At 65.1% G+C, this 10986-nt stretch carries 11 protein-coding genes and 2 tRNA genes; 5 read left to right on the forward strand and 8 right to left on the reverse strand.

The window, feature by feature from the left end; genetic code table 11:
• Positions 1 to 106 precede the first annotated feature (106 nt).
• The 3 genes from I0Q12_RS19175 to dnaG are packed head-to-tail and all read left to right on the forward strand — an operon-like array spanning position 107 to position 4037.
• Positions 107 to 799 carry a YdcF family protein gene (locus tag I0Q12_RS19175; protein WP_374068734.1) on the forward strand — a complete coding sequence of 231 codons (693 nt, stop codon included), beginning with the start codon at positions 107 to 109 and terminating at the stop codon, positions 797 to 799.
• A 25-nt stretch (positions 800 to 824) separates the two neighbouring features.
• Positions 825 to 2096 carry a deoxyguanosinetriphosphate triphosphohydrolase gene (locus I0Q12_RS19180; protein WP_197253595.1) on the forward strand — a complete coding sequence of 424 codons (1272 nt, stop codon included), beginning with the start codon at positions 825 to 827 and terminating at the stop codon, positions 2094 to 2096.
• 27 nt (positions 2097 to 2123) lie between these two features.
• Positions 2124 to 4037, forward strand: coding sequence for a DNA primase (gene dnaG, locus I0Q12_RS19185; RefSeq protein WP_197253596.1), 1914 nt, complete (start codon positions 2124 to 2126; stop codon positions 4035 to 4037).
• 4 nt (positions 4038 to 4041) lie between these two features.
• On the opposite strand, the gene I0Q12_RS19190 is transcribed toward dnaG, so the two are convergent.
• Positions 4042 to 4287, reverse strand: coding sequence for a hypothetical protein (locus tag I0Q12_RS19190; protein ID WP_197253597.1), 246 nt, complete (start codon positions 4285 to 4287; stop codon positions 4042 to 4044).
• A 151-nt stretch (positions 4288 to 4438) separates the two neighbouring features.
• Here I0Q12_RS19190 and I0Q12_RS19195 point away from each other — a divergent pair.
• Positions 4439 to 4511, forward strand: a tRNA-Asn gene (locus I0Q12_RS19195).
• Between the two features lie 61 nt (positions 4512 to 4572).
• Here I0Q12_RS19195 and I0Q12_RS19200 read toward each other — a convergent pair.
• On the reverse strand, positions 4573 to 5334 hold the full coding sequence (locus tag I0Q12_RS19200) for an SDR family NAD(P)-dependent oxidoreductase (protein WP_197253599.1): 762 nt from the start codon (positions 5332 to 5334) through the stop codon (positions 4573 to 4575).
• 199 nt (positions 5335 to 5533) lie between these two features.
• On the opposite strand from I0Q12_RS19200, the gene I0Q12_RS19205 reads away from it, so the two are divergent.
• Positions 5534 to 5607 (forward strand) — tRNA-Ile (locus tag I0Q12_RS19205).
• 85 nt (positions 5608 to 5692) lie between these two features.
• On the opposite strand, the gene I0Q12_RS19210 is transcribed toward I0Q12_RS19205, so the two are convergent.
• The 6 genes from I0Q12_RS19210 to I0Q12_RS19235 form a co-directional block, all read right to left on the reverse strand.
• Positions 5693 to 6844: a site-specific integrase gene (locus I0Q12_RS19210; RefSeq protein WP_197253601.1), complete on the reverse strand. Its 1152-nt coding sequence runs from the start codon at positions 6842 to 6844 to the stop codon at positions 5693 to 5695.
• Between the two features lie 7 nt (positions 6845 to 6851).
• Positions 6852 to 7238 (reverse strand): hypothetical protein, encoded by a 387-nt coding sequence (locus I0Q12_RS19215; RefSeq protein ID WP_197253603.1) that lies wholly within the window; start codon positions 7236 to 7238, stop codon positions 6852 to 6854.
• Positions 7239 to 7423: 185 nt separating this feature from the next.
• The gene (locus I0Q12_RS19220; protein WP_197253605.1) at positions 7424 to 7981 is read right to left on the reverse strand and encodes a hypothetical protein; all 558 of its coding nucleotides are present in this window, start codon (positions 7979 to 7981) and stop codon (positions 7424 to 7426) included.
• A 10-nt stretch (positions 7982 to 7991) separates the two neighbouring features.
• Entirely contained in the window at positions 7992 to 8483 is a 492-nt protein-coding gene (locus I0Q12_RS19225; protein WP_197253607.1) for a hypothetical protein, read from the reverse strand.
• A 547-nt stretch (positions 8484 to 9030) separates the two neighbouring features.
• Positions 9031 to 9660, reverse strand: coding sequence for a helix-turn-helix transcriptional regulator (locus I0Q12_RS19230; RefSeq protein WP_197253609.1), 630 nt, complete (start codon positions 9658 to 9660; stop codon positions 9031 to 9033).
• A 634-nt stretch (positions 9661 to 10294) separates the two neighbouring features.
• A complete protein-coding gene (locus I0Q12_RS19235; protein WP_197253610.1) occupies positions 10295 to 10930 on the reverse strand; it encodes a hypothetical protein in 636 nt (211 codons plus the stop codon).
• Between the last annotated feature and the right edge of the window lie 56 nt (positions 10931 to 10986).

Here is a 10986-nt window from a genome sequence, read left to right on the forward strand (position 1 = left end):
AGTACACGGGCATGGCGTCGAATCTAACGGTCGCGGGAGCGGTGCGCGTGCGCGTACGTGGCGCGTCGTCGACCGAACGCGGCGCGGGCGCTGGCAGAATCGTGGGGTGAGTACCGCAGCCCGCCGATCCCGGCCGAACCCGCCGCCCGCCTCGCAGCGTCGCGGCGTCGGTGCGGGTTTCGCACGGTGGACCCGGCGGATCGTGGTCGGCGTGATTCTTGCCGCGATCGCGGTCGTCGCCGGCACCGCGGTGCGGGTCTGGCAGGTCGCCCGGATCGACGACTGGAGCCACGCCGACGCGATCGTCGTCCTCGGTGCCGCCCAGTACTCGGGGACACCCTCGTCGGTGTTCGAAGCCCGGCTCGAACAGGCCGTGCAGCTGTACGAGAACGGGGTGTCCGACACGGTCGTGACCGTCGGCGGCAAGCAGGAAGGCGACCTCTACACCGAGGCCGCGGCCGGCAAGAACTATCTGATGTCGCGCGGGGTGCCGGGCGAGGCGATCCTCGCGGTCGAGGAAGGCACCGACACGCTGCTCAGCGTCGAGGCGGTCAGCCGGGAGATGCACGAGCGGGGCATGTCGTCGGCGGTGCTGGTCAGCGATCCGTGGCATTCGCTGCGGACCCGCACCATGGCGCGCGACGCCGGGCTCGAGGCGTGGACCGCCCCGACCCGGACGGGACCGGCGGTGTTCACCCGCGAATCGCAGATCCACGGTATCGCCCGGGAAACCGGTGCCCTGGTCTGGTACCAGTTGACGCACGGCTCGGCGGACTTTCCCTACACCGCCGCGCAGTGAGTTCCGGCGCAGCTGAGGAGGGTGGATGCAGGGCTACACCGAACACGAACTCGAGCGCCGCGTCGTCGAGGCCCCCAAACGGTCGGGAATCGCCGGTGCGGAGGCCGCGGCCGCCGAACGCACCCCGTTCGCGCGGGACCGCGCGCGTGTCCAGCACTGCGCCGCGCTGCGCCGGCTGGCCGACAAGACGCAGGTCGTCGGGCCTCGCGACGGCGACACCCCGCGCACCCGGCTGACCCACTCGATGGAGGTCGCGCAGATCGGCCGGAGCATCGCGGAGGGACTCGGTGCCGACCCTGACCTGGTCGATCTCGCCGGTCTCGCCCACGACATCGGGCACCCGCCGTACGGGCACAACGGTGAACGGGCGCTCGACGAGGTCGCGGCGAGCTGCGGCGGCTTCGAGGGGAACGCGCAGAACCTGCGCATCCTGACCAGCCTGGAACCGAAGATCCTTTACCCGGCCGGGCACAGCGCCGGGTTGAACCTCACCCGTGCGACCCTCGACGCGACCCTGAAGTATCCGTGGACCCGCCCCCGGTCCGGCGCGAAGTTCGGTGCGTACGACGACGACGCCGAGGTCCTCGCGTGGATCCGCGAGGGCGCACCGGACCGGAAGAAGTGCCTCGAGGCGCAGATCATGGACTGGTCCGACGACGTCGCCTATTCGGTGCACGACGTCGAGGACGGTGTTATCGACGGCCGCATCGACCTGCGGGTGCTGTCCGACCCGGCGTCCGTGCAGGGACTCGTCGACGTCGGCATGCGCGAGTTCTCCGACCTGATCCCGGACGAACTGGTCGAGGCCGCCGAGCGGTTGTCCCGGATGCCGGTGATCCTCGGCGTCGGCGTCTACGACGGCACTCTCGCCAGTTCGGTTGCGCTGAAGAGACTCACCAGCGAACTTGTCGGCCGCTACGCCACCGCCGCGATCAGCGGCACCCGCGAGGTCACCGGCGGGGAACCGGTCAGCCGCTACGCCGCGGACCTCGTGGTGCCGCCGCTCGTCGCCGCCGAAGTCGCGCTGCTCAAGACCATGGCACTGCAGTTCGTCATGTCCGACGGGGCGCACCGCAAGCGGCAGGAACGCCAGCGTGAACGCATCCACCGGGTCGCCGAATGGTTGCTGCGCACCGCCCCCGTCGGCCTCGATCCGCTGTTCGTCCCGGCATGGGAGGACGCGAAGGACGACGCGGCGCGCGTGCGGGTCGTCGTCGACCAGATCGCCTCGTGCACCGAGTCCCGGCTGGAGCGGATCGACAAGGACAGTCTGGCCGCGCAGGCGGGCTGGGGGTAGCGGTCGGCGAGCGCTTAGACTCGTCCCGTGGCCGGCCGAATTTCCGACAGAGACATCGCGGCCATCCGCGACCGCATTCGCATCGAGGACGTCGTCGGCGACTATGTCGCGCTCAAACGCGGCGGTGCCGACTCGATGAAGGGCCTGTGCCCGTTCCACGACGAGAAGTCCCCGTCGTTCCACGTCCGGCCCAACCACGGCCATTTCCACTGCTTCGGTTGCGGTGAGGGCGGCGACGTCTACTCGTTCCTGCAGAAGATCGAGCACATCAGCTTCGTCGAAGCGGTCGAGCAGTGCGCCGAACGGGTCGGCTACACCATCAACTACGAGGGCGGTGGCCCGTCCGTCCAGCGCGACCGCGGTACCCGTGCCCGGCTGATCGCCGCGAACGCTGCCGCAGAGGCCTTCTACGCCGAACAGTTGCGCACCCCGGACGCGCAGGCAGCGCGCGACTACCTGACCGAACGCAACTTCGACGCTGCTGCCGCGCAGATGTTCGGCTGCGGCTACGCGCCCGCCGGGTGGGATGCGCTCACCAAGCACCTGCTGTCGAAGGGTTTCGAGTTCGCCGAACTCGAGGCGGCGGGATTGTCGAAGCAGGGCCGCCGCGGTCCCATCGACCGCTTCCACCGCCGCCTGCTGTGGCCCATCCGCAATCTCGCCGGCGACGTCATCGGCTTCGGCGCGCGGCGGCTGTTCGACGACGACACCCTCGCAGCGAAGTACGTCAACACCCCGGAAACGGTGTTGTACAAGAAGTCCCAGGTGCTCTTCGGTCTCGATCTCGCGAAACGGGAGATCGCCAAATCGCATCAGGCGGTGATCGTCGAGGGCTACACCGACGTGATGGCGATGCACCTGGCCGGCGTGAAAACCGCTGTGGCGTCCTGTGGTACGGCCTTCGGCGACGAACACCTGTCGATGCTGCGACGACTGCTCATGGACGACAGCTACTTCCGCGGCGAGATCATCTACACCTTCGACGGTGACGCGGCCGGGCAGGCCGCGGCGATGAAGGCGTTCGAGGGCGATCAGAAGACCGCAGCCAAGACGTTCGTGGCGATCGCGCCGAAGGGCATGGACCCGTGCGAACTGCGCCAGGCCAGCGGCGACGGGGCCGTACGGGATCTGGTCGCCCGCCGCACCCCGATGTTCGAGTTCGTCGTCCGGTCGATTCTCGCCGAGCACGACCTCGACACCGCGGAAGGTCGCGTGGAGGCGCTGCGCCGCTGCGTGCCGGTCGTCGCCCGCATCAAGGACCGCTCGCTGCGCGACAACTACTCGGTGCAGCTCGCGCACTGGGTGGGCTGGGACGACATCCCGACCGTGCGTCGTCGCGTGCAGGAGGAAGCGCGGCGCGGTAGTCGAGCGCCGGAGGCGAGGACCCGTGCGGCTGCGGCATCGACTTCCGAGCCGCCGGCGTCGGTGCTGCGTCGCCCGCGGCCGAACGATCCGTCGCTGTGGCCGCAACGCGACGCGTTGAAGGCGGCGCTGCAGTATCCGGGGATCGCCGGCACCGTGTTCGACTCACTGCCGGGGGAGACGTTCACCGATCCCGCCTATGCCGCCGTGCGTGAGGCCGTTGCCGCCGCCGGGGGCACCGGAGCCGGGCTCGGGGGCGCCGAATGGGTCGACGCCGTGAGCCGGGCCGCGACCGACCCGGTCGCGCATTCACTGGTCAGCGAGCTCGCCGTCGAGCCGCTGCCCGCCGACGACGAGCGGATGCCGCGCTACATCGGTGGGGTGCTCGCGCGGCTGCAGGAAGTCTGGGTGGGCGAGCAGGTCGCCGAACTCAAGTCCAAGCTGCAGCGCATCTCGCCGGCCACCGAGTCCGACGAATTCCACGCCCTGCTCGGCGATCTCGTGGCGCTCGAGCAGTACCGCCGTAGCCTGCTGGACCAGGCCATCGGCGACGCCACCGGCGAGGGGCTGGCCGGCTGAGCTGCTATCGCTTCAGCTGATCACGCGGAATCATGATCGTCGTCTGCTCGTCGATCGGCTTCATCGGTTCGAGCTTCGGTTGCGGATTGATGGAGTCGGCGAGCTTCTGACGGCCCACCTCGATGGCCTTCTTGGTGACGGGGCTTGCCGCCACGGCCCTGGCGGTCTTGCTGATCTGTTCGTACCGGGCTCGGCCGGCTCGTGTTCCGAGCACATATCCCGCCGCCACCCCGACCAACAATCCGATCAATGTGAGAGTCCTTTCCACCCGTGTCTGCGCGTCGCGTACATCCTGCCCGATCGGGCGCCGCATGCCCACATGCAGGCGATTTGGTACCGCGGAGGGTGAAACGCTACAGTTCTTCTCGCACCGAGGGAAACCGCGGAGCACCGCAGGACAATCCCCTGTAGCTCAATTGGCAGAGCATTCGACTGTTAATCGAACGGTTGCTGGTTCGAGTCCAGCCGGGGGAGCAGAGAAGACCCCCACCCGATCCGGGTGGGGGTCTTTTTCTTTTCAGGGCTCGCGCGACTCTCAGCGCAGAACGGTGCCGCCGTCGACGTTGACGATCTGCCCGTTGATCCACGAGCCCTCGTCGGACATCAGATAGGCGACCATGCTCGACACGTCGCGGGCTTCGCCGGCCCGAGTGCTGCGGGACCGGCCGATGAGGGCTTTCAGAAGGTCGGGGTCGGCGCCCGTGCGGATCTCGTCGGTGAGGATCAGACCCGGGGCGACGGCGTTCGCCCGGATGCCCTCGCGACCCCAGCGCGAGGCGACGTGCCGTGTGAGGGCGTTGATCCCGGCCTTGGTCGCGGCGTATGCGGGCCGCTGCGGATCGCCGGTGAACGACGCGATCGACGACGTGTAGACGATCGCGCCGCCACCGGCCGCGAGCAGGTGGGGAACCGTGTGCCGGGTGACGAGCATGTGGCCGCGCAGGTTCACGGCGATCATGCGATCCCAGATGTCCAGGTCGATGTCGACGACGTCGGTGTCCTTCGACACCGAGCCCATGTCGCCCGCGTTGATGTGGACCGCGTCGAGCTTTCCGTAGGTGTCGATCGCGGCGTCGACGAGCGCCCGCACCGACTCGTCGACAGAGATGTCGAACTGGACTGCGGTCGCGGCGCCGCCCGCCTCGCCGATGGCAGCGGCAGTCTTCTCGGCCCCGGCGCCGTCCAGGTCGCCCACGACGACCTTTGCGCCCTCCCGGGCCAGTCGGGCGGCGGAGTCGGCGCCCAGCCCGGTCGCGGCGCCTGCCACCAGGACGACCTTGTCTTTCAATCCCTCCATCGCACGCCTCTCGTCTGCGGGAAGATCGCTGAAAACAATGATTTCAGTGACGAGAATATCATTCTCCATTTCCCGACCGAGGTTCTGAAGTGGCGAGGAGTGCCCGCGGATCTCGTTGCGAGCCATCGGTGACCCGGTGTGCGAACCTCCCCGCGAAGACGGGTAGCATTCTGGGCGCGCAGCCGGAGACGGCCGTGATGGGGCGGTAGCTCAGTCGGTTAGAGCCGTGGACTCATAATCCATTGGTCGCGGGTTCGAGCCCCGCCCGCCCCACAAGAGTTAGTGCAGGTAGAGCCCACATTCCGAGCCTCGGAATGTGGCTCTCCGCATTTCTGCCCACATTTTGCCCACACTCGGATCACGCCTGACCCTTCCGAAGCGGTAGGACATTCGCGCCAGTGGGGTTGATTTCGGCGTCGATCGCAGCGGCCACGTCGTCGAGATCGTCCTCGAACAGATGCCCGTAGATGTCGAGCGTCATCGACGCTGATGCGTGCCCGAGCATCCGCTGCACGGCCTTGACGTTGGCGCCGGCGCGGATCGCGATCGATGCCGCCGAGTGCCGCAGATCGTGTGGGGTCACCTCGAGCGACGGCACCGGCTTCTTGCCATCCTCCGGTTCTTCGGTTGGCGGGAACGTGGCGAGCACCGCCGCGTCGAACCAGTCGCGGCGCGCGTTCTTGTTGCGCATGACGCCACCACCTCGCGCAGGGAACAACAGATCGTCCGGCGTGCGCCCCTTCACGGCCTCGTTGAGCCGTGCAGCCAGGAACCCCGGTACCGGAACCGACCGAACCTCGTGTGTCTTCGGGGTGCCCCACTTCAACTGGCCGTTCACCTCGGTGACAGCCTCGGCGACTGCGAGGCGACGCCGCTGCGAATCCCACCGCTTCACGCGCATGGCAGCCATCTCACCCCACCGCAATCCGGTAAACCCGAGCGTGAGCGTGACGAGCTCCCCGCGCCCCGAGTTACCGGCGAGCTCGAGCACCTGATCCGAACTGAGGAATGTCGGTTCCTTCTTCCGTAGCCGTGGCAATGTCACACCGGCAGTGAGGTTCGCTGCCACGCATCGGTCCCGCACCCCGGTGTCGACGATCATCGACAGGAGGTGGTGTGCCTTGCGGACCGTTGAGGGTGACAGGCCGCTGCGGGACATGCGTGCTATCCATGCCTGGACGTCGCCTTGGTCGACATCGGCGACCGCGATCGTTGCCCATTCGGGTTCGACTTGGCCGGACCATGATGCGCGGTACCGTTCGAGGCTTGAGTCCTTCAGGTGGACTTGTTCGTCGTGCCATTGTTCGTAGAGTTCGCCGATGGTGACGCGGCCGGCGGAGGCGGAGATGTAGGTGCCGCGGAGTTTGTCGACTTCGACTGTGGCGGCGAATGCTTCGGCGGCTTTCTTGGTGGTGAAGCCGCGCTTGTCGGTTTGGCGGCCTTGGGGTGTGCGGAAGCGGACGCGGTACCGTTTGCCTTTCGCGGTGTCGTACGCGCTGACGGTGGCCATGTGACCTCTAGTTGTTCCAGGGCTGGCGACGTGCCAACTCGCGGTTGATGTGCGCGCGCTCCTCTCTGGTGAGGTGCTGCACGCGGGTGGTGAGGGTGTCGACGTCCACCCACAGCTCGTCGGCGAGTTCGTGTGGATGCTGGGTCCACAGGAGCTTGTCGATGAGGTGAGGGAGTGCGATGAGTCTACGGGCGGTGAGGACGTCGACGATGTGTTCCTCGAGCGCGGCAAAGTATGGATGTCGGGGGACGGGGCCGCGCTCGAGGTGGACGATTTCGTGGGTGAGTGTGCATCGGCGGCCGGCTTGGGTGAGGCGGCAGTCGAGGTAGATCCCGTGGATTGTCAGGATGCCTCTCGCGCGGCCGCTGAGCTTGTATTCGCAGCTGACATGCATGCGCGGGTAGTGGTGTCCGAGGTGGCGCCACGGGTGCCAGCGGTGTGGGTACGTTCTCCTCCGCATGCCCAGGATTAGAACATGTGTTCGAACAATACTGTCGGATTTCTGCTACATGGTGTCGTCACGCATGGGTGACTCCACCGTGCTGCTGTAGCAGTCAACCAGTGGAACTCAGTAGGAGTTCATCGGCCGATGTAGAAGCCGTTCAAGTCGTCTCGCACCTTGTTTGCCTGTGTGTAGGCATAGAGGAGGCGTGGAATCAGCATCAAAGCCAAGATCACCGTGTAGGTGAACAGGCCGGCGCTGATCCAGGCAGCAGGGCCTGTCAGGGACTTGGCGTCTTCTGGCGCCATGGCGAGGCCAATAGTCAGGACTGCGGCGTTGACAAATAGCAAGAACGATGCGAACAGAACGTGTGTCACGCTTTCGTCAATTGCAGCTTTGTCGTTCTCTCCGTCTTGTTCGCCGGGATCGTACCTTTCGCTGAGCTTGATCCTGAGTGAAGACAACTCGGCGAATGCCGCGATCAAGGCCCCAGCCAGCAGCGCCACTGCTGTCAGAAGTGCCGTGGGCTGAGCCAAGCTCCACCCGCAGATGATCATCGCTGCTGGTGCGGAGATGCTCGGTAGGAGAAGTCCTAGGCGAGCTGGCCAATCTGGCTCCGTTCCGTTTTGGGTGTCCTTGCTAAGGACTTTCCAGTGGGCACGGAAGATTGGGCTCAGATCAAATCGTCCCAACATGCAACCCTCCTCACCATCCCGTGAAGCCGATCGTAGCGTGAGCTACTGACGCGATCCGACTGATCTGGATTCTGACCTCATCGCGAATGTCCTGGTCGGACGGCCTGCTGTTGCTGATCGGGTAGGTGAAGATCTCAGGCAATCGAGAAGGGCTTACTTGCTTCCTGCCTCTGCCGGTGTCGATGACGAGCCAAGCATCGTCGAGTCCGAGCGCGGCGACCCCCGTCCCGAGTTCCTGTGCGAGTTCGTCAGCAAGGTCCGCGTCGCTTTTCTGGCTGAGCAGTACTCCCTGAAGCTTCTTGAGTGATCTGCTCTTGCCGGCGGGATCCAGCCGGCTTGTGACACGGAACTCCTCGCGGCGAGTCATTCGAGATGCCCCGACCGACTTCTTGATCAGTACGAGCTCTTCGACGCTGCTGGATTGAAGGAAGGTCTTCACCTGCTGAGGGTCGGCCATCCCCCGGGCGTTGAGCTTGTACCAGATATCAGGTGTGCCGTTCATGGTCCCATCCTCCTGGGACCAATGTCGTGCCCAGTTCACCAGGTGCTTCGACGGGCATGCTCCTGAAACGGTTTCAACGGCTAAGACTCCTTCATTGCCCGCCGCGGGAAACAGGAATCCAAATCGATAGGTCCGTGTGGGTGCGTATCGGCTCAGGTTGATCGGGTTCTGGCCGGCGTTGCTCGCGGTAGGAACAGCCCAGTCATGACCAGCTGGGCGCCCGTACCGAAGCTCGCCAAAGATGTGATCGCCGAGTTGCTTGACTGAACGCAGTTCCAACACCGGATCGCTGTCGGGGGATGAGTTCCGAGGCTGCCCATCCAATCGAGGTGGAAGACCGTATGCGCACTGAGTCAGTCGAGTCGACATGGCTGTGAAGATGTGATCGCGGTAGGACCATGTGGTGCCGTTGCTTGCTGGCATCGTGAGTGGATGCAGTGAACGTGCTCGTCCCAGATTGATGTCGAAGGTAAAGAGTCGAACTCCGTAGCTGTCCAAGAACGGGGCCTTTCGTGGCAGAAGTGCAGTACAGGCGGCAAGCTGCGCCTTAGTTGTCCGTGTCGTCGGGGTACATGCCGCTTGGGTCGTCGCTTGTGTGCGCGGCGAGGATGTCCTCGGGGCCCAGTTGGTCGGGTGGTGGCATCCGGTCACCGGCAACGTGTACAGCACCCGGACCGGAGGAAGGATCAAGATCAGTGCCTTGGTTCTTCCGGGGCAAGCGTGCGACCTTGCCCCGTTTCATGGGGGCTCCTGACCGGCCGCGATCCGAGCCAGACGAGCTGCGGTGCTTCGTGCCGCCCGCTTCCGTCCGCGGTTTCTGCTCTTGCGCGGTGCCTGTTCCATGTCTTGCTCCTGTCTCTTCGATTCGCCGGCGCACTTCCTGAAGCAGTGCGTCCGTCGAGACCTCGGTGAGATCCAAGTGAATCGGTCGACCGTCGTCCTCGTAGCCGACCAGGGCCCGCGACGCTGCGGTTCGCACGACATCCTCGGGGACGTTGAATCCGCGAGAGAGGCCGGCGATCGTGTCATCGTCGGGCATCTGTCCGAGATGCTCCCGGTTGTCGCGTATCAGCTTCGACACGTGCGACCGGGACAGCCCGGAGGCGCGGACGAGATCAGCCTGTTTCCAACCGCGAGCATCGAGCTGCTGCTGAATGAACCGCTTGAACTCGTGCACAGAGATGAGCCTCCTAGGTCATGTCGCGTGGTGTCGAGTCGAGCATTCGGCGACTGTCAACTAGCGAATCGAATAGACACGCACGATTGTGTCAACTAGCCGGGGACACGTCTAACCGTTCTCTTACCTGCTAACAGCCGGGATGTGGCATTCACCCGTTGACAGGATGTCAACCGCTATGCCACTCTTGCGTCTAAGTCGTTGACAACGAGATGGAGGAGGGGCATGATCGTGAACACCGCAACGAGGCGGAAACGATCGAGGGGAGTTTGGATGCAAGTCCGAGACCCCGATCTGCTGGTCCGGTACATGGAGAACGCTGACTTCTCGCAGGCGCGATTGGCGCGCTACGTCGGTTGCTCTCGGCAGTTCATTCACATGCTCGTCACCGGCGAGCGGAAGACCTGCACCAAGCAGATCGGCGCGCTCATCGAGGAGGCACTCCGGGTTCTCCCGGGCACGCTTTTCGTGGGCAAGATGTCCCCTACTTCGACTCGAGTTACGTCGAAGCGGACGTCGCGAGCGGCATAAGAAAGGCCGCCAGCTGAGGCAACAGCTGACGGCCACGACACAGATAGGACAACCAATGCCAGATCCCAAAATACCGGTCGACCCAGGCAATCCCCAATGCAGACTACGGTTCTCCGAGGTTGCTGATCGGCGACTGGATGTCGTGGATGCGCTCTTTGCCGAGCGGAGTTACCCACACCACCCGTTCAAGAATCGTGTTGGCCATGTGGATGGGGTAGACCGCATATCGGCCGGCCGCAGTGTGCCGATTGTAAGCGGCGATCTCCGCCTGCTCGCGTCGGAACTGGTCGCGCGCTCCCGGCAGCTCGAACGCGAGGTAACCACCAGCGGGTACCGAATCGACCCGCCGATGCGCCTCTTCCCCGTCTACCGTGACGGTGGCGTTCACCCCGATGGCTTCGTCCTGGCCCCGGTTGGTCAGGATGTAGCGCCCAGGCTCTTTCCATGCACCTACCCAGCGGACATCGTTGATTTCGGTCTCACGTGCTTCCGCACGCATGGAGATCGTGTTCGCTTCTTCAGCGAGTTGACGCGCATCTACAGCGATGCGGTTCGCCTCTCGGGAGAGGTCGTTGGCGTCCGAACTCAGTTGATGTCCACTCTCAGCAAAATCGCGGGCGTCTTGAGCAATCTTGTTTGCGCGTCGCGACTGGACGAAGCCGGAAACCCCGAACCCAAGTCCAGCGCCTCCACCCAGGAGCCCTCCAATAGCTCCGATCCAGGCGAGCACATCGGACATACGGCATCAACTCCCACTGGCAGCGTTGCTGCCTCCAATTCGGCACCGGCGGCGGG

The sequence above is a fragment of the Rhodococcus sp. CX genome, from assembly GCF_015865005.1.
In the GTDB taxonomy this organism is placed as follows: Bacteria; Actinomycetota; Actinomycetes; order Mycobacteriales; family Mycobacteriaceae; genus Rhodococcus.

Bases quoted from the DNA above. Each gene is read 5' to 3' on its own strand.
- I0Q12_RS19180 (WP_197253595.1), top strand. From the start codon at position 825: ATGCAGGGCTACACCGAACACGAACTCGAGCGCCGCGTCGTCGAGGCC.
- I0Q12_RS19200 (WP_197253599.1), bottom strand. From the start codon at position 5,334: ATGGAGGGATTGAAAGACAAGGTCGTCCTGGTGGCAGGCGCCGCGACC.
- I0Q12_RS19210 (WP_197253601.1), bottom strand. From the start codon at position 6,844: ATGGCCACCGTCAGCGCGTACGACACCGCGAAAGGCAAACGGTACCGC.
- I0Q12_RS19215 (WP_197253603.1), bottom strand. From the start codon at position 7,238: ATGCATGTCAGCTGCGAATACAAGCTCAGCGGCCGCGCGAGAGGCATC.
- I0Q12_RS19220 (WP_197253605.1), bottom strand. From the start codon at position 7,981: ATGTTGGGACGATTTGATCTGAGCCCAATCTTCCGTGCCCACTGGAAA.
- I0Q12_RS19225 (WP_197253607.1), bottom strand. From the start codon at position 8,483: ATGAACGGCACACCTGATATCTGGTACAAGCTCAACGCCCGGGGGATG.
- I0Q12_RS19235 (WP_197253610.1), bottom strand. From the start codon at position 10,930: ATGTCCGATGTGCTCGCCTGGATCGGAGCTATTGGAGGGCTCCTGGGT.